18 protein-coding genes are annotated in these 17,479 nt (G+C 71.0%); 11 read left to right on the forward strand and 7 right to left on the reverse strand.

Annotated elements, in window-relative coordinates; translation table 11 throughout:
- Window position 1: 1 nt before the first annotated feature.
- From ACIP9D_RS25180 to ACIP9D_RS25190, 3 genes are all read left to right on the forward strand, one after another.
- Window positions 2–262 (forward strand): YciI family protein, encoded by a 261-nt coding sequence (locus ACIP9D_RS25180; protein WP_350873330.1) that lies wholly within the window; start codon window positions 2–4, stop codon window positions 260–262.
- Between the two features lie 142 nt (window positions 263–404).
- A complete protein-coding gene (locus tag ACIP9D_RS25185; RefSeq protein WP_350873331.1) occupies window positions 405–881 on the forward strand; it encodes a RidA family protein in 477 nt (158 codons plus the stop codon).
- A gap of 77 nt (window positions 882–958) precedes the next feature.
- Window positions 959–1,630, forward strand: a complete 672-nt coding sequence (locus tag ACIP9D_RS25190) for an HAD family hydrolase (protein WP_350873332.1) — start codon at window positions 959–961, stop codon at window positions 1,628–1,630.
- A 72-nt stretch (window positions 1,631–1,702) separates the two neighbouring features.
- On the opposite strand, the gene ACIP9D_RS25195 is transcribed toward ACIP9D_RS25190, so the two are convergent.
- Together ACIP9D_RS25195 and wrbA are read right to left on the reverse strand one after the other, a co-directional pair.
- Entirely contained in the window at window positions 1,703–3,736 is a 2,034-nt protein-coding gene (locus ACIP9D_RS25195) for a hypothetical protein (protein WP_350873333.1), read from the reverse strand.
- Between the two features lie 234 nt (window positions 3,737–3,970).
- Window positions 3,971–4,579: an NAD(P)H:quinone oxidoreductase gene (wrbA, locus tag ACIP9D_RS25200; protein WP_400451028.1), complete on the reverse strand. Its 609-nt coding sequence runs from the start codon at window positions 4,577–4,579 to the stop codon at window positions 3,971–3,973.
- 163 nt (window positions 4,580–4,742) lie between these two features.
- Between wrbA and ACIP9D_RS25205 the strand changes: the two genes are divergently transcribed.
- From ACIP9D_RS25205 to ACIP9D_RS25215, 3 genes are all read left to right on the forward strand, one after another.
- On the forward strand, window positions 4,743–5,843 hold the full coding sequence (locus tag ACIP9D_RS25205; protein WP_350873335.1) for a CapA family protein: 1,101 nt from the start codon (window positions 4,743–4,745) through the stop codon (window positions 5,841–5,843).
- Window positions 5,844–5,955: 112 nt separating this feature from the next.
- The gene (locus ACIP9D_RS25210) at window positions 5,956–6,900 is read left to right on the forward strand and encodes an acyltransferase domain-containing protein (protein WP_350873336.1); all 945 of its coding nucleotides are present in this window, start codon (window positions 5,956–5,958) and stop codon (window positions 6,898–6,900) included.
- Between the two features lie 139 nt (window positions 6,901–7,039).
- Complete coding sequence (locus ACIP9D_RS25215; RefSeq protein WP_350873337.1) at window positions 7,040–7,975, forward strand: hypothetical protein; 936 nt, start codon at window positions 7,040–7,042, stop codon at window positions 7,973–7,975.
- A 62-nt stretch (window positions 7,976–8,037) separates the two neighbouring features.
- Here ACIP9D_RS25215 and ACIP9D_RS25220 read toward each other — a convergent pair whose 3' ends face one another.
- A complete protein-coding gene (locus tag ACIP9D_RS25220; RefSeq protein ID WP_350873338.1) occupies window positions 8,038–8,781 on the reverse strand; it encodes a methyltransferase domain-containing protein in 744 nt (247 codons plus the stop codon).
- 86 nt (window positions 8,782–8,867) lie between these two features.
- Here ACIP9D_RS25220 and ACIP9D_RS25225 point away from each other — a divergent pair, with 86 nt between their 5' ends.
- Window positions 8,868–9,380: a polyketide cyclase gene (locus tag ACIP9D_RS25225; RefSeq protein WP_350873339.1), complete on the forward strand. Its 513-nt coding sequence runs from the start codon at window positions 8,868–8,870 to the stop codon at window positions 9,378–9,380.
- A 463-nt stretch (window positions 9,381–9,843) separates the two neighbouring features.
- Here ACIP9D_RS25225 and ACIP9D_RS25230 read toward each other — a convergent pair whose 3' ends face one another.
- From ACIP9D_RS25230 to ACIP9D_RS25240, 3 genes are all read right to left on the reverse strand, one after another.
- Entirely contained in the window at window positions 9,844–10,818 is a 975-nt protein-coding gene (locus ACIP9D_RS25230; RefSeq protein ID WP_350873340.1) for a phosphatase PAP2 family protein, read from the reverse strand.
- A 113-nt stretch (window positions 10,819–10,931) separates the two neighbouring features.
- Entirely contained in the window at window positions 10,932–11,603 is a 672-nt protein-coding gene (locus ACIP9D_RS25235) for a TetR/AcrR family transcriptional regulator (protein ID WP_350873341.1), read from the reverse strand.
- A 109-nt stretch (window positions 11,604–11,712) separates the two neighbouring features.
- The gene (locus ACIP9D_RS25240) at window positions 11,713–12,285 is read right to left on the reverse strand and encodes a sigma factor-like helix-turn-helix DNA-binding protein (RefSeq protein WP_350873389.1); all 573 of its coding nucleotides are present in this window, start codon (window positions 12,283–12,285) and stop codon (window positions 11,713–11,715) included.
- A gap of 85 nt (window positions 12,286–12,370) precedes the next feature.
- On the opposite strand from ACIP9D_RS25240, the gene ACIP9D_RS25245 reads away from it, so the two are divergent.
- The 3 genes from ACIP9D_RS25245 to ACIP9D_RS25255 all read left to right on the forward strand — a co-directional run bounded on the left by ACIP9D_RS25245 (window position 12,371) and on the right by ACIP9D_RS25255 (window position 14,766).
- Window positions 12,371–13,414, forward strand: coding sequence for a sensor histidine kinase (locus ACIP9D_RS25245; RefSeq protein WP_350873342.1), 1,044 nt, complete (start codon window positions 12,371–12,373; stop codon window positions 13,412–13,414).
- 7 nt (window positions 13,415–13,421) lie between these two features.
- Window positions 13,422–14,081, forward strand: coding sequence for a response regulator transcription factor (locus ACIP9D_RS25250; RefSeq protein WP_350873343.1), 660 nt, complete (start codon window positions 13,422–13,424; stop codon window positions 14,079–14,081).
- A gap of 88 nt (window positions 14,082–14,169) precedes the next feature.
- Complete coding sequence (locus ACIP9D_RS25255) at window positions 14,170–14,766, forward strand: hypothetical protein (protein ID WP_350873344.1); 597 nt, start codon at window positions 14,170–14,172, stop codon at window positions 14,764–14,766.
- A gap of 380 nt (window positions 14,767–15,146) precedes the next feature.
- Here ACIP9D_RS25255 and ACIP9D_RS25260 read toward each other — a convergent pair whose 3' ends face one another.
- Window positions 15,147–15,548 (reverse strand): hypothetical protein, encoded by a 402-nt coding sequence (locus ACIP9D_RS25260; protein ID WP_400451032.1) that lies wholly within the window; start codon window positions 15,546–15,548, stop codon window positions 15,147–15,149.
- 430 nt (window positions 15,549–15,978) lie between these two features.
- Between ACIP9D_RS25260 and ACIP9D_RS25265 the strand changes: the two genes are divergently transcribed.
- Complete coding sequence (locus tag ACIP9D_RS25265; protein WP_350873346.1) at window positions 15,979–17,184, forward strand: hypothetical protein; 1,206 nt, start codon at window positions 15,979–15,981, stop codon at window positions 17,182–17,184.
- Window positions 17,185–17,479 lie beyond the last annotated feature (295 nt).

The raw sequence follows: 17,479 nt of genomic DNA on the forward strand, positions 1-17,479 counted from the left end.
TGTGTGGATCGTAGAGTTGACCTTCACCAGTGCCCCCGAACGCCTGGCCGCACGGGCCGCCCATCGCAGCCGGCTCGCCGCCCTCCACGGCGATGGAACCGTTCGGCTGGCGGGTCCCTTCGCCGACGACAGCGGAGCGCTGATCATCATTGACGCGCCCGACCGGCAGTCCGTTGACGCGCTGATCGCCGCCGACCCCTATTTCACCACCCCGGGCGTCGCGGTCGCACAGATCCGTAACTGGCATCCGTTCCTGCAATAGCAGTTCTCCGGTCCCCGGCGCCGGATGCGGGGGCGGATTGGCGGGTTGCGCGGACTCCGACTCCACCAGCCACGGCTGGAGCACTAAGCTCGCGATGACGGTAGGTAACGATGCAAGCACTCATCGCGACCACCGCAGGTCCTTGAGTGCTGACGTCCTCACAGCAGGCGCGGAGGGAAAGAACGACGTGGCCCATGACGTTCACACGGGAGAAGTTGACGGACTGAAGTTCATCAACCCCAAAGGTCTCTACGATCCTCGGCCGAACGCCTACTCGCACCTTGCGGTGTTCCCTGCCGGCTGGCGGATGATCCTTCCAGCAGGACAAGGTGGCGAGACCGAAGACGGCGTTCTGGCGGAGGACTTCGGGACGCAGCTCAGGCAAGCGCTGGCGAACACGGCGACTGTGCTTGCAGCCGCCGGCGCCACGATGTCGGACGTAGCGAAGTTCAACCTCCTCGTCGTCGACCACGACGAGGAGAAGTTTGGGGTGGTGAGACAGGAGTTCGATCGTGTGTGGGGGGACCGGAAGCCGGCATGGACTCTGATCCCGGTGCCCGCCCTGGCGCTGGACGGGATGCTGATTGAGATCGACGTCATCGCTGTGGTGCCGCGGTGAGGCCGTGGGCGGGACGGCCATAGAGCGCCCCCGCGTCTAGGATCCACCGGCAGGGCGACCCTGACGGAGGAACGCAAGTGATCGACGCGGTCTTCTTCGATATCGGCGGGACGATTCTCGACGAGTCCCGCGAGTTCGACGCCTGGGCGGAGTGGCTCGGCGTTCCACGACACACGTTTTCGGCGGTCTTCGGGGCGGTGATCGCCAGGGGTCTGGATTATCAGGAGACGTTCCGGGCCTTCCGGCCCGATTTCGATCTCGCGACTGAGCTCGAGCGCCGAGCAGCTGCCGACAAGCCGGAGACGTTCGGCGAGGAAGATCTCTACCCCGACGCACGACCGTGCCTGACCTCCCTGACGGATCAGGGCCTGTTCGTGGGCCTGGCCGGCAACCAGCCAGCTCACGCGGAAAGGATCCTGCGCGCGCTCGACCTCTGCGTGGACGTGATCGGCACGTCGCACGGTTGGGGCGTGGAGAAGCCGTCACCGGCCTTCTTCGAGCGGGTCATTCGCGAAGGCGGCGGCGATGCGTCGTCGATCCTGTACGTCGGCGATCGGCCCGACAACGATGCACGCCCCGCCAACGAGGCCGGTATGAAGACCTGCCTGATCCGGCGTTCTCCGTGGGGTCACATCCTCGACATCCCAGCCGTGTCCGAGCAGTGCCTGTTCCGCATCGACTCGCTGGACGAACTGCCCAGCCTGGTCGCGAAGCACAACGCGGCAAGCGGCCGGGCTCCGGGCTTCTGAGCCAGAGCGTTCCCGCACGGACCCGCCGGAATGGTGATCCCGGCGGGCCCGTCCGGCGCGACGGTCACCGCGTCACGGGCAGGGCGTCCGCGCGCAGACGTCGATGACCTTGCCGGTGAGCAGGAACACCGCCTTCTGTTTCTGGGCGCCGGCCTGGGCGCGCGGGAACTCGTGCGAATCGTCCCCGTACTCCGGCCCGGCCGGGGCGAGGTTGGTCGGCGGTGGCGCGTACGCCGCACCGCTGTTCCAGATCACGATCGCCGAGCCGGTGTACGGATAGCTGCGGATCGGCGCGATGCCCCAGTACGGCTGCACGTCCATTGACCAGCCGTCGGCGAGCGCAGGGGTGTGCAGGCGGGCGCCGATGGTCCGCGCCTGGACCTCCGCCGCGGCCGGCGAGACCTGATGGTCGCCGAAGGCCACGTGCATCAGCACCTGGTGCGCCGGGGTGCCCGGCAACGGCCGGTCGGTCATGTGCTGGGCGTACCCGTTGGCCTCGGACCGGTCCCACAACATCTGCAGCAGCGCGAGAATCAGCTGCTGGTCGACCTTGTCCGGGTAGTAGCCGTCCATGACTGCCTGGAACGGGGCGAAATCCACGCTGCGTTGCAGCAGCGTGGAGTAGTTCATCGCCGGCACGCCGAGGACCGACCGGGTCCAGTCCTGGGCGATGGCGGTGAGCGCGCCGCCGTTGATGCCACCCTGGCTGTTGCCGTCGTAGTGCAGCCCGCCGGCCACGTCGATCAGCGGTTGCCCGTCGGCGCCCTGGAACGCCGGGTCGGCGGCGAACCCGCCGCGATGGATCATCGCCCGGCCCAGGAAGAGGAAGTTCAGGAAGCTCTGCTGCAACCGATCCACCACCGCGGGGAAGGCGCTGAGGTCGGTGAAGGCGCCGGCCACGTACGGGACGTCGGCGGCGGCCATGCCGATCCAACTGGTCGCGCAGAAGGTGAAGTCGTAGGTGTTCGACATCGTCTTGACGTTGCCGGCGTTGATCTCGGTCGGCCTGCCGAGCAGGCCGTGGCCGTAGAGCGAGAGGTGCGCCGGCTTGGCGGCGGTGGCGCTGCGCGGGATGTTGCAGACGAAGTCCGCCGCCACCGTGGCGCCCGACGGCGTGGGCAGGGCGTTCGGCGTCGGTGCTGTCCCGTCGCCGCCGGCCGGCCCGTAGTGCAGCCGGGAGCCGGGTCCGCCGTCGCCGGTGAGATAGGACGGTACGCCGATGGTGCCGGTCACCTGCCGGGCGATCAACGGCTCCTGCTCCGGTGGATAGTCGGTCACCTGGGTGACGGTGAACGACGGTGCGGCCCGCCGCAGGGCGGCGAACGCACCGTCCCGCAGCGCCAGCATCCGCCCGGTCAGACCGTGCCGGCTGGCCACGGTGAAGTCCCAGGCCAGGTAGAGGCTGTGCCGCTTGACGCCGGCCCTGGTCAGGTCGGCGAGGATCCGCTTCATCTGCGGCACGCGACGGTCCCGGTGGCCGAGGCCGGCACCGGTCACGTACGCCGTGAACGCCTTCGGCGCCGGGATCAATGCTCCGTTGCCGTCGCGCAGGCCACGCAGGCCGACGACGTACCGGGTGCCCTCGGCCAGCGCCACCGCCGGCCGGATGATCAGCAGCTGCCGGTCGGGCTGGCCGGCGGCGTGCGCGTCCAGCTCGGCCCAGTACGGCGTGCGCTTGCCGGTGCGAGCGTTGAGCAGCACGATCGGCGCGTCCGGCGCCATCGAGCGGCCGATGTCGGTGACCGGCGCGATCCGGGTCGTGGCGGCGTCGAGGCCGGGCACCCGCACCAGGATCGGCGAGCCGGGACTGAACCCGTCCTGCCGGTTCCATTCCGTCGGGTCGATCGGGGTCCCCTGCACGTTGGCGGGCATCGCGGAGGTGGCGAACCGCACCCGCTTGCCGGTGGGGCTGGTCCGATCCGGCACGGTGAAGTAGTCGTTGGGGAACGGCAGCAGGCAGGCCGCCGGGTCGATCGGGTCGCAGGCCCGGTCCCCGACCTGTCCGGGAGTCGCGGGCGGTGCCGCGGTGGCGGCCGCGCCGAGCAGGACGACGCCTGCGGTCACCAGCACGGACACGGCGAGACGGAGCCGTTTGGGTGTGGCCACGCGCATCTCCTTCGACGGGGGAAGGTGGATCGCTGCAGGGTCGACCGTGGTGGATGGAGCGTGGTGTTCTTCCTACGCTCGTGAAGGGATCTCAGCAAGGGCCGGCACGCCCCTCTCACCCGGCCGGGACCCCGCAGAGCGGGCCAAAGGGCCGGCTTCCCACAACGGGAAACCGGCCCTTTAACCTGCCGGGCGGCCTCCGCCCCGAAGGCCGCCCGGCACCAGCGGGGCTTGTCAGGCGTTGAGCTTGCCGGCGATCTTGACGACCCGCTGAGCCATGTGGTCGAGGGCGCTGAGCTGGGCGTCGCCCAGCGGAGCGTCGTTGCCTCCGCCGGTGACGTGCGAGACGCCGTACGGGTTGCCGTCGCCGAACTTCACCGGGTCGGTGTAGCCGGGGGCGACGACCAGACCGCCGAAGTGGTGGATCGTGTTGTAAAGCGCCAGCAGCGTCGACTCCTGGCCGCCGTGGGCGGTCATGGATGCGGTGAAGCCGGCGTACACCTTGTCGGCCAGCAGCCCCTGCCCCCACTGCGGGCCGAGAGTGTCGATGAACTGCTTCAGCTGGCTGGAGACGTTGCCGTAGCGGGTGGGGGTGCCGAACAGCACCGCGTCGGCCCAGACGATGTCGTCCGCGGTCGCCTTCGCCTCGCTCTTCGTGGCGTCGAAGTGCTGGCTCCAGGCGGCGTTGGAGGCGATGGCCTCCGCGGGGGCAAGCTCCGGCACCTGGCGCAGGCGCACCTCGGCGCCGGCCTTCTCGCCAGCCTCGGCGAGCCGCTTGGCCATGGCGTGGACCGTACCGGTCGAGGAGTAGTAGATGACGGAGAGCTTGGTCATCGAAGGCATCCTTTCAAAGTAGTTGCCGTTGATAATTTTGCTTCGGCAACAACATGACCCTAGCAACGGCAGCGAGGCGGTCGCCACCGGGCCTGATCTGGCGCCGGCACCCGACCTCCCAGCGGCGGCCGCGTGGCAGGTGAGGCTCGGGCGCCGCGGGGAAAGCGGCCGGATGCCCGACGATGCGCTGACCCTCTTCCTCGCGGGCGACGTGATGACCGGCCGTGGGGTGGACCGGATCCTGCCCCGGCCAGGCCCGTCCGACCTGCGCGAGGGCGTGGTCCGCGACGCGGAGACCTACGTCGGACTGGCCGAGTCGGTCAGCGGGCCGGTTCCCCGGCCGGTGCCACCGCAGTGGCCCTGGGGCATCGCCCTGTCACTGCTGGACCAGCTGCGGCCGGACGCGCGGATCGTGAACCTGGAAACCGCGGTGACCGGCCGGGGCGAGCACGCGCCGGCCAAGTCGGTGCACTACCGGATGCACCCGGACAACGTGTCCTGCCTGGCCGCCGCCCGGCTCGACGTCTGCGCGTTGGCCAACAACCACGTGCTCGACTTCGGCCCGGTGGGCCTCACCGACACCCTCGACGCGCTGGGCGGGGCCGGGATCGCCGCCGCCGGTGCCGGCCGCGACGCCGCGGCGGCGTGGGAGCCGGCCCGGGTGGACCTCGGCCGAGGTCGCCGGGTGCTGGTCTTCTCGGTGGCCGCTCCGTCCAGCGGGGTGCCCCCGTACTGGGCGGCCACCACCGACGGGCCGGGAGTGGCGTACCTGCCGGAGACCTCCGGCGCCACCGCCGAGCAGCTGGCGCGGCGGATCGCCGCCGAGGCCGAGCCCGCCGACCGGGTGCTGGTCTCCGTGCACTGGGGCACCAACTGGGGGTACGAGGTGCCGGCCGAGCACATCGAGTTCGCACACCGCCTGCTCGAGGCCGGCGTGGACGTGGTGCACGGGCACTCGTCGCACCACCTACGACCGGTCGAGGTCTACCGGGACCGGCTGATCCTCTACGGCTGCGGGGACCTGGTCGACGACTACGAGGGCATCAGCGGGCAGGAGGTGTACCGGCCTGAACTGCGGCTGCTCTGGCTGCCGACCCTCGACTGGGACACCGGCCGGCTGCGCGGACTGCGGGCCGCCCCGGTGCGGATCCGCCGGATGCGGCTGGAGACCGCGAGCCCCGACGAGGCGCGCTGGCTCGCCGATCTGCTCGGCCGCCTCGGCACCCGTTTCGAGGTCGCCGCCGACGGGCTGCTCACTCTGGCCGGCGACTGACCCGGCTGGCCCGCGCCACCTACCAGACGCTTGCGGACCGGGTCACCGTGGCGGGATTTGCCCGAGCGGTACGGGCCGTGGAAGACGTCGACCGGCCGGTAGGGTCGTCCGCGTGGATCTGGACGACACCGCCGCCCGACTCGGGGTACCCGTCGAGGACGTCGACCGCGTGCACCGGCTCGCCGGCGACCGGCCGTCGGCTCCACTGCCCGCCAAGGCCGACGCGCCGGCGATCCTCGACCGGCTCGCGGTGCGCCCGGACGACGCCGCCGAGATCATGGCGGGCTGGCCCGATGCCGACTCTCCGCTGTGGACTCCGGAGCTGCGCTGGCTGCTCGACCGCTCGATCGCCCTGGTCCGCGCCGATCTCGGCGGCCACGGCTGGCTGCCGCCCGGTCCGGAGCTGCCGCGCGAACGGGGCCCCGCCTGGCGGCACCTCTACGTGTACGCGTACCTGGCCCTGGTCGACGTCGTCAGGGGATACCACCGCGACCACGGCATCGCCGACGCCGTGTCGTGGGTGACCCTCGCGGACCTGGGCCGCAACCTCGCGATCGACCGGCGGATGCACCGCGAGGGCTGGCCGGTCATGCAGAGCTGGCTGACACTGCACGCGCGCGGCGGCCTCTACGAGCTGGGCCGGCTGCAGTACCAGCGCGGCGCCAGCGCCATCGACCTGCACATCCCCGAGTCAGGGCCGATGACCCCGGAAGCGGTCGCGGCGTCGCTCGACGAGGCCCGCGCGTTCTTCCCGCGCCACTTTCCCGACGAGCGCTACACGGCGTTCTCCTGCGGCTCGTGGCTGCTCGACCCGCAGCTGCTGGAGTACCTGCCCGGGGACTCCAACATCGTCCGGTTCCAGCAGAGGTTCGAGCTGGAGCCCTATGCGGAGCCGGAGGGGCTGGACGCCGACGTCGAGGTGCTGCGGTTCGTGTTCCGCACCCTGACCACGCCGCTCGACCAGCTGCCGCGCCGCACCGTGCTCCAGCGCGCGATCGTCGACCACCTGAAGGCCGGCCGCCACTGGCACATCCGCCGCGGCCACTTCCCCATCTAGCCACACCCCAGGTTCCGTTCCGCGCCTGGCGGTCGGGGACAGCGGGCGGCCGGTCGCCTCGGCAGGTCCCTCCGGCGAGGGAGTGACATCCCCTGTCGGTGGGGTTCGCCCGCGCCGGGGCGCCGCAAGGATCGGATGCATGACGACATCGGCATCGATCGCTCGCATGACCGGTCATGGCCTGACGTACGCGGTGCTCGGCTGGGCCGTGGCGTACGGGGGCGTGCGTCTGGCGTGGACCGTCGGCGAGGCTCCGGAGTTCCGGCAGTTCGGGTCGGACCTGCTCGGTTTCACCGGCTGGCGGTCGGTGGCGTTGTGCGTCGCCGCGGGTGTTCTGGCGGTTGCTCTGGACCGGGCGGCGACCTGGCGGCCGGCGCTGGCAGGAGCCGCCTGGACGCTCGCCGGGGCCCTGATCGCGGCAGCCGCGATCCTGCTGCCGGAGTTGGTGGGCTTCCTGCTGTTCGCGGTCGGCCCGTACTTCGACCCGGTCGCGTTCGCCAGCCGGCTCGGTTGTGTCACCGGAGCCGTCCTACTCGGTCTGGCCACCGCCCGCTATCAGCGGCGTACCCGGGGCGACTGTCCGGACTGTTGCCGGACGGTCCGACCGGGTGCGCGGCGCTCGGCACCCGCGCGGTGGGCGCGCTGGGCCACGTACGCCGCGGTAGCCGGCCTCGTCATCCGCTTCGCGGCCCAGGTCGTGGTGGGATTCGACAGCCTGACGCACGACGCCTCCGTGATCGGGCTGGAGGTCGGCCTGTTGCTGGCTGGAGTGCTGTTGCCGCTGGCGCTGGTACACCGGTGGGGCGAGATCTGGCCGGGGCGGGTGCCGCTGCTCGCCGGCCGCAGGATCCCTCGTCTGCTGTTGCTGGTGCCCGGCTTCGGGCTCGGGGCGGGCATCGTCGGCTACTTCGGCATGGGGCTGGTGCAGTTGATGTCGGGATCGGTCAGCCAGTTCTCCGACGCGTTCCTCTGGGTGGCGATGTCGGCGTACTGCGTCCTGGGGCTCGGCCTCCTCTCGGCGTCGAGCGACTACCACCTGCGCACCCGCGACGCGTGCAGGGCCTGCGGCCGGTGACGGGTTCTGTTCGGGCAGCACCGGGGGACGCCTCCGGGCGAGCCTGCCGAGACGGACCACGATCAGATGCGGCGCAGCACCAGCGTGACGAAGCCCAGAACGTCGCGGTACCCGCGCAACCACTGATCGCGGTGCTCGCGGGCGACGGTGAGTGCCTCGGTAGCGTCCGGATGGCCCGGGTTGTCCAGCGCCCACTCGGTGAGCGAGCCGACCCACGACCATTCGTAGTCGTCCCACTCTGCGGCGTCGCTGACGTGAGCGTAGATCGGCGTCCAGCCGGCCTGCTCGGCAGCGTCGACGAGGCCGGCGAGGTCGGTGAAGTCCTCGGGCTTCGCATCGAGTGCGGCGAGTGCCTCCGGAGTCGGTGGGACCTGCCAGAATCCCTCACCGACCATGAGGATGCCGTCGGCATTCACATGCTTGCCGGCCAGCTTGAGCGTCTCTCCGAATCCGCCGAACGCGTGCGTCGACCCGACGCACAGCACCAGGTCGTAATCGCCGTCCGGCACGTACGTCCGGGCGTCGCGCTCGTGCAGTGTGAGCCGGTCGGCGAGGCCGCGTTCGGCGGCGGCGCTGGCGGCGCGTTCGAGGGCGTACGGGCTGACGTCCACGCCGTCCGCGTGCCCGTCGGGATAGTGGGCGAGGGCCTGCAGCGCCCAGGATCCCGCTCCGCAGCCGAGGTCGAGAACACGAGCCGCCGGTTGACGGCCCGCTCGGCGCAGGAGCCGGTTGAGGTTGACACCGAAGATCGGGGCCGCGATCGGGTGGTGCGAGTGCGCGATGCTGCTGAGCCGTTGACGATCCACCGCCAGAGTCAACACGAGTCCGGCCGACGCCGCACTCGGGTTGTCATCCCGGCGGAGTGCAGCCCTCGACGAGCGGGGATGGATACATGATCGGTGATCGGTGGGGCGTAACCGACAGCGAGAAATCCCGCTGCTATCCGTGCGACGAATTTGTCGTCTCACCCGCGTTGCAGGCGTGGCGGGGCGTGCGCGTCGAGGCATCTGCCGAAGTGGTGTGGCCGTGGGTTGCACAGGTGAGGCTGGCACCCTATTCCTATGACTGGATCGACAATCTTGGCCGCCGTTCACCTCAGGAACTGGTAGGCCTTCCCGAACCGCAGGTCGGAGAGAGATTCACCACCGCTGGCGGGCGGAAGTTGGGCAGGATCGTCTCGGTCGACCCAGGGACACAGCTGACGGGCACCGTCATGGGCGCCTTCATGTCCTACGTCCTCGTGCCCCAGGAGCACGACACGCGCCTGCTGCTCAAGGTCGTCATGCAGACCGGCCGCTGGGCCGCCCTCGGCCTGTCCATCGGCGATCTGATCATGGCTCGACGTCAGCTACTGAACCTGAAGCAACTCGCCGAGCACCAGGCCAAGGTCGGGCCTGAACGGTGAAGTCCTCAAGGCGTCCCCGTACCTCGTTTGACGCCGGAGGGGCACCGCTGGCTCACCTTCCCTGGGGCCAGCGCTGGGTGGCTCCTTCGGGGCTGCTGACGGACCGGACGGCATCGCTGGCATGACCGCCCTGGCTGAGGTCACCTGTCGCCCCGGCTCCGCTGGGTTTGCTGCGCTTGGCGCCCCTGAGGCGCCGTACCGCCTCGGCTCCGGCCGCTCCCGCCGCACCTCCCGCCGCAAGCAGTCCCGCCATCAGTGGCCATGGAGTACGACGACGAGCGGCTTGTTGCCTCTTCGGAGCACGACGACGAGTCACGACCGGTTGCCTCTTCAGGTACCTCTGCGCTGTCATTTCTTCATTGTCGGCACCCGCGCCGGCCGGGGTGCCGAAATCGACGCCTGAGAGTTTTCCGCCTCTCTGCCCGCGAAACCGCTGGAAAACGGACCCTCCGGCCGAATGCTCCTAAAGATCGTGCCGCACGCCTTTTTCGTGGGCGCGTTCGGCAAACGCCGGGAGATCCTGTGATGCCAAAGCTCGGTCCTTGACCAGTACGCCCGCAGCCAGGTCATCGCGTCCCTGCCGGACGCCGAAAGGCCGAGCAGGTGAGGCCGCCGTACGCCCGCGTCGCCACCCGCCCGCGTCCCGGGCCAGCAGGCGGCGCACCCCGGCCACCGCGACCAGCGGACGGGCGGGTTCTTCCGTGGTCGTTTCGGCCGTCGACCGTGTCGCGGCGGCGGGCGCCGACCGGGGTCGGGGCGCGACCAGCAGGATCGCGCCGAGCAGGGCGAGGGCCGCCACGGCGTCGAGCCAGTAGTGGTTCCCGGTGATCACCACAACGGTGAGGGTGAGCAGCGGGTGCAACAACCAGAGCCAGCGCCACCGGGTACGGCCGGCCGCGATCAGAACGATGGCGACCACCGTCGCCCAGCCCACGTGCAGCGAGGGCATGGCCGCGTACTGGTTGGAGAGGGTGTCGGTGGCGGGGTCGCCGTAGGCGCTCGGCCCCACCACGCGGCCCGTGTCCAGTACGCCGGTCGCGGACAGCAGCCGCGGTGGGGCCAGGGGGATGAGGGCCTGGATGGCGAATCCCACGCCGGACAGCGCCGCCAGGAGCGTGCGCGCCCACCGGTACAGGGCCGGCCGACTCAGGTACGTGAACAGCAGCAGCGCCCCGGTGGCCGGGAAGTGCACCGACGCGTAGTACCTGTTCGCGGCCCGGACCAAACCGTCGTGCGACAGGACGCTCCGCTGCAACGTCGCCTCGTCGGGCAGTCCCCACGCGCGCTCCAGCGCCCAGACGTGCGTGGCATGGGCGTACGCCGTGGGCAGGTCCCCGACCACGAGCAGCCGACCGACCTTGTACGCCAGGAAGAGGGCGGCCACGATCAGCAGTTCGCGAACGGGGTGCGGGCGCTTCCCGCGGTCGTCGGCACCCACGGCGTTCCTTTCGCGGCGGCGAGGGATGGGCAGACGCAGGGCCGCTGACCTCGTCTGCGAACGGCGGTGGCTCCGTGGGAGGGGCGGCTGGTCAGACGGGTAGTTGCTCCACCTCATGGACGGGAGGATTCTCCGGCTCGCTGCCGGCCAGCTGGCGGAGCGGGCGAGGCCTCAGACGGCGGGTGGCCGAGAGGAAGGCCCTCGCGCAGCTGCGCGACGCTGGTCCGGACGAGGTCGGGAAGGGTGGCGTCGGTGGCGCCGTCGGCCCAGAACGTGACCACCGCCCGCATCGTGGCTCCGGGGACGGCAGCCAGCAGGTGCGGAGCGAGGTCACGCTCGACGTCAGCTCCGGTCCGCTCCGCGATGACCTCGGCGATGAGCCGCTCGACGCGAGCGAACGCCGTCAGTTGCCGCGCCAGCATCGCCGGGTTCTCGGCGGAGACGCGTACCAGGGCGAGGACGTCGTCCTCGCGCTCGCCGAGCACTCTCATGATCGCGTCGGGCAGAACGTGGGCGAAGGAGTCCCACACCGGCTCGCCGGCGGGGCGGGCGCGCAGCGCCTCCACGAGCCAGCTCGAGCGCTGCACGATCCCGTCGAGGATCGCCTCTTCCCGGCTCGCGAAGTAGTTGCGGAAGGTCCGGGGTGAGACGTCCACCGTCGCGGCGACCGACTCGGCGGTCACCGCGTCGATCCCCTGCTCGACCATCAGCGACCATGCCGCGTGGCTCAACGCCGCGCGGGTCGCCCGCTTCTTCCGCTCGCGCAGGCCAACGTCCGAGGTCACGGCACAACTATCCGCGCGACTTTCCGGACCGGCAAAGTTTCCATGTCGGAAAAATCGTGGAGTGGGTCACACGAGAGCAGCAGGGCAAGTTGATGGGCCTGCTGAACTGTCAGTGCAGGGTGAGCGGGGTTTCGGACTCGATGCGGGACAGCTTCTCCGGGTTACGGACGTAGTAGATGCCGGTGACACGGGCGTCCTCGATCCGCAGCGCGGCGACGCCGTCGATCTCCCCGTCGAGGCGAAACAGCAGTGCCGGGCTGCCGTTGATCACGGTCGGTTCGGTGGTGAGCGTGCCGCCGACCTTCTGCATGCTGCCGATGAACATGCGGACCGCCTTCTCCGCGCCGACGATCGGCCGCAGCGCGGCCAGTTTGAGGCCGCCGCCGTCGCTGACCACGACCACCTCGGGCGCGAGCACGTCGAGCAGGGCCCGCAGGTCGTTGGTCTGGACCGCACGCTGGAACGCCTCCAGCGCCGCCCGCCTCTCGCTCGGGGAGACCACCGTGCGGGGGCGGCGGGCGTCGACGTGCCGCCGGGCGCGGTGCGCGATCTGGCGTACGGCCGCCGGACTCTTGTCGACGGCCGCCGCGATCTCGTCGTAGCTGATCTCGAATGCCTCGCGCAGCACGAAGACGGCGCGCTCGGTCGGTGAGAGCGTCTCGAGGACGAGCATCATCGCCATCGACACGCTCTCGCCATGACGGCGGTCGCCGCCATCGGGCGGTGGCGGGGGCTCCCGCGTCGTCAGGAGGCGTTACCGTCGGCGGGTGGCGTTGCTGATCGTGGTGGCAGCTCTGGTCGTCGGAGGGGTGCAGGCCGCCGACGGCGATGTGTCCGCCGCGGGCTGGCTGCCCGGTGCCGCGCTTCTGCTCGGCGCGACCGCCGCCCTGCACTGGCGCCGCCGCCGCCCGGCCGTCGTGCTCGCGGTCGCTGCTGCCGCCGCGGTCAGCTACTACCTGCTCGGTTATCCGCTGGGTCCGGAGCCGGTGCCGTTCGTCGTGGCGCTCTTTGCGACGGCAGAGGCCGGCCGGCGGTGGATCGCGGTGACGGCGGTCCCGCTCGCGGTCGGGCTGGTGCTGGCCACCGACGTGGCTGCCGGCCGGGCGCCCGAGGGTGCGGACCTGGTGGCGGTCTCGGCTGTCCTGGTCGCCGCGGTCGGGCTCGGCGAGCTTGCCAGGTCCCGCCGCGAGCAGCGGCACGCGTACGCCGAGCGCGCCGCCGCGCAGGAGCGCCTGCGGATCGCCCGGGACCTGCACGACACGCTGGCGCATCAGCTGACCGCGATCAGCGTCCAGGCCGGTGCCGCGCTCCGTAAGCGCGACAGCCGACCGGAGCTGGCCTACCCGGCCCTGGAGACGGTCCGCGAGGTCGCCGGCGACGCCCTGCGTGAGGTCAGATCGGTGCTGGGTGTCATCCGCGCGGAGCCCGCCGGTGCTGGGAACGCGTGCGACGCGGTGCCGGCGTTGGGGGCGCGGGCGGGGCTAGCGGTGACGATGACCGTGTCCGGCGACGCCGCCGCGCTGCCACCCGACGTCGACGCCGCCACCTACCGGATCGCGCAGGAGGCGCTCACCAACGTCCGCCGGCACGCCGGCGTGACCGAGGCGGAGGTCCGGCTCGCGTACCTGCCGGGCCACGTCGAGATCGAGGTGCTCGACAGGGGCGGCGGAGCCGGGGGCGACGGCGATCGGACCGCCGGCGGTCACGGCATCGACGGGATGCGGGAACGGGTGACCGCGCTCGGCGGACGGTTCAGCGCCGGGCCCCGTCCGGGTGGCGGGTTCCGGGTCTGGGCGACGATTCCCCGATGATGATCCGGTGATCACCGTCCTCATCGCCGACGATCACCAACTCGTCCGGTCCGGGCTACGGGTCATCCTGGACGAACCGGACCTGACCGTGGTGGCAGAGGCCGCCACCGGCACCGAAGCCGTGCGGCTGGCCCGTGAACACCAACCCGACCTGGTGCTGATGGACATCCGGATGCCCGAGTTGGACGGGCTGGAGGCGACCCGCCGCATCCTCAGCGACCCGGTGACCGCCGGCGTCCGCGTGGTCGTACTGACCACCTACGACCTGGACGAGTACGTGTTCCGGGCGCTACGCCTCGGCGCCAGCGGCTTCGCGTTGAAGGATTTCGACCCGGGTCAACTCGTCGACGGCCTACGGGCCGTCGCGCGGGGCGACGGCATGCTGGCGCCCGCCGTCACCCGTCGCCTCATCGCCGTCTTCGCCCGGTCGCCGTCCCCGGACACCGGGCGTCTCGGGCTCGAGCGGCTGACGACGCGGGAGCGGGAGGTGCTCGACCTGGTCGTCGCCGGGCGTGACAACACCGAGATCGCCGACGCGTTGCGGATCAGCCCGGCCACGGCCCGCACGCACGTCAGCCGGCTGCTGGCCAAGGTCGGCGCCCGGGACCGCGCCAACCTCGTGATCATGGCGTACGAATCAGGGCTGGTGGTGCCGGGCACCCCGTGACGACTCGGGGGCGGGCGCAACATCCGCGTACGCCGGGATCCTGCCCACGACGGATTCCCCAGGCCCCACGCCCGCAGACGATCGGACCATGAACATCGCATACCGCACCGCGCTCGTTCTGGGCCCCGCCGGTTCCGCACTGGCCACGTACTTCTGGATCGACGGACGTTACGGCGCCACCGGCGGCACCGTCCTCGTGCTCGCCATGGTGGTGTGGGCGTACGGACTCATCGGCCTGCTCGACGCGGTCCGGCCGCACGCGCCGCGGTATGCCGCCGTCGCGCTCCCGGTGTTCCTGTACGGCGTCATCGGCGGCGCGGCGTTCGGATTCCAGGGCGTCTTCGAGGACATCTTCGAGCAGTCGACCGACGCGTCCCTCGCCGCGCTCGCCGAGCACCCGTTCGCCGCGAACCTGCTGCTGTGGATACCCGGCCCGGTGATGCCGCTCAGCCTGCTCGTGCTCGGCGTCGTGCTGGCCCGCACCCGCCTCGTACCACTGTGGACGGCGGCGTTGCTGTGCGCGGGAGCGGTCGCGTTCCCGCTCAGCCGCATCCCCCGGATCGACGTCGTCGCCTACCTGGCCGACGCGCTCCTCGTCGTCGCGTTCGTCGCGATCGCCTGGCAACTGGCTACCCGGGACCCGTCGCACACTTCGCGGCAGCGCCAGGCCAGCCGCGCGGCATGAGGCCTACCGGAGTTGGTGGTCGACGGCCGTCCCAGCCGCCCTGGCCCCATCCAACGAAGCGGCGTGCAGCCTGCCGGCCGCGCAGTCTCCGCAGCTCCAGATCGGCATGACCGGGCCGTGGGTGCTCACCGCACACCATCCAGGCACCGGGCGGGTGCTCGTCCGGGCCTGGCGGCTGGTCGCCCAATCCACCTGCGAGCACGGGTACGGAGCCAGCCACGACCACCACGCGCGTCCCGCGTCGGCCGTGAGGTCACACCGTGTCCCCGCGTCAGCGTCTGGGCCCCGGCCCCTTGGTCGCCGGGGATGATCACCCGCGCGAGGTCGGGCAGCAAGGTCAGCACCCGACGCCCGCCGGTGGTTGGGCAGGTGCACAGGGCTCAGTACGGCCGGCCGCACACCTTCCAGGCTCCATCCTCCTTCACCAGCGTGAACATGTGCTGGTCGGTAAAGCCGCTGTCCAGCGTCAGGGCCATGTTTACCGTCGCGGACGTGCGGCCGTTCACGCTCGACACGTTGACGCCGTGGACCTTATGGCCGCGGATCTTCGGCTGCTTGGCGACGCCTTGGACGAACGCGTCCCTCGTGTATGCGCCGCGTGTGCCGCTGCACAACAGCCCGTACGCCGCGTCCGCGTCGTCCGCCTCCAGGTCGCTCACGAACGACTCGGCGGCCTGCCGCGCCGGATCCGTCGCGCCCTTGACCCCCTTGTAGAGGAAGAAACCACCGATGCCGGCGCCACCGCAGCACAGCACGACGACCACGCCGACGACGATCAACACGGTTCGCAGCGTCCGCCGCTTCGGGGGTTGGGGCACCTGGTACGGGTGGGTCATGGGTAATGACGGTAGGGGATGCGAGAAGTCCTCGATGTCCCTTCGCAATGATCTCCATCGCTGCCCTGGCACCGCGAACCAGCCGACATCAAGATCCGGGACCACGTGCGGCTGGGCAGCGGCTACGGGCAGGGCCGCAAGCCACTGGCGATGCTGCTGACCGGCGGACAGCGCAGCGACAGCCCGCAATTCACCCGGGCGCCCTGGCCCGCATCCGAGTCCCCAGGCCCAACCGACCGGGCTGAACCTCTCAGTCCTGCACTTCCGAAACAGGCCCTGGACGCCTCCGACACGGGTCACGCGGGGGATACCGAACCCGGCCTGGTGCCGATAGTGTCCACGGATCGCACCGCCCGTTCATCCGGAGGACTCCGTCATGAGGTTCGGACTTCCGTGGCTGCCCCGAACGGTGGCCACCGTGCTGCTTCTTCTCGGAGGGGTCGGCGTGCCCGCAACGTCCGCCTCGGCGGCGCCGGCGGGTCCGGACCTCACCGTCGACCTGGCCGGCGGGACGATTCCGCTGGGGGTCACGAAGAAGACGCTTCACCTGAAGCTCAGCAACCGGGGCGACGCGACCCCGACCCGGGTCGTCGTCCGGGTCGACGCGTCGGATCTGGACAGGTTCGATTTCAGGATCATGCTCTGGCCGACCGGCGGGCTGGCTGAGTGCGACGGCGATTTCTCCGGCTGGTACTGCGACCTGCTGCCGGATCACCTTCCGGGGCCGGGCGAGACGGTGGAGCTTCCCGTCGTCGCCACCGTCCAGACCGAAGAGCCCCTCGCGGGCCGGATCAAGGTGACGGTCGATGTCAAACCGGTCGACACGAATCCGGCCGACAACATGAAGTGGTTCCCGATCGAAGTGGTGGATCACCCCGAAGCCGACCTTTCGGTGGTCGCGCCGGACGTGACGCAGTCGGTGAAGGTCGCTGCCGACGGCAGCCTCGAATCTACCGGCGCGCTGAATCCGGGCGAGACGGGCGCAGTGCGCTACACGATCGCCAACCAGGGGCGGGAGCCGGTCGATGGCGTCAAGGTCGAACTGAGCGCGCCGACGGGCGCGACGTTCACCAGGCCACCGGGTGAATGCGTCCTCGGTGACGCCGGGCGTACGGCGGTCTGCACCTACGACCGGCTGGCCCTCGTTCCTGTCGACCAGGACACCGACCCGAACGACCAACTCCACTCCGCCGTCGAGCTGTACCACCTGGTGACGGTGCCGGCCGCCACGAAGGCGCCGGTCACGTTGCGAGACGGGACCGTCCGGGTCGAGGGCCTGAGCCAGCCGCGGTCGGACCGATCCGGCCCGGCGCGGAGCGACCTTCCCACCAACGCCGTCGCCGTACCGGCCGTCGACGTGGACGACAGCGACAACCAGGACGGGTTCGCGGTCGTGGTGGCCGCGAACAGCAGCGGCGGAGGCAGTGGCGGCGACCCCGGTGACGGTGGTGGCGCCGGTGGTGGCGGCAGCTTGCCGATCACCGGGTCCCAGGCCGGGCTGACCGCCGGGACCGGCCTCGTCATGCTGGTGGGTGGCGGCGTGCTGCTGCTCCTGGCCCGACGGCGCCGGACCATCCGGTGATCCTCGACGGGTGACCGGTGTTGGCGGTGCGTCACTGGCCCTTCAGGACCGCGACCGCCGGGCCAAATCCGGGGACAACCGATCGCTTGGACCGGTCTCCCCTCGGGCAAGCCGACGCCCATGCGGACCGCCTCGCCACCACGCGGCCCCGGCCCTCGGCCGCGGCGCAGGCGACCCGCGGGCCCACGCGCCCGTAGTTCTCAACCCGCTCCCCCACGGACACGCCAACGGGATCGTCGAGCCGGCCTCGGCCGCCCCAGTGCACGAGCAACTGAGCCTCTCTTCGAAGTCCGCG

The organism is Micromonospora sp. NPDC093243 (genome assembly GCF_044753725.1).
Lineage (GTDB): Bacteria > Actinomycetota > Actinomycetes > Mycobacteriales > Micromonosporaceae > Micromonospora.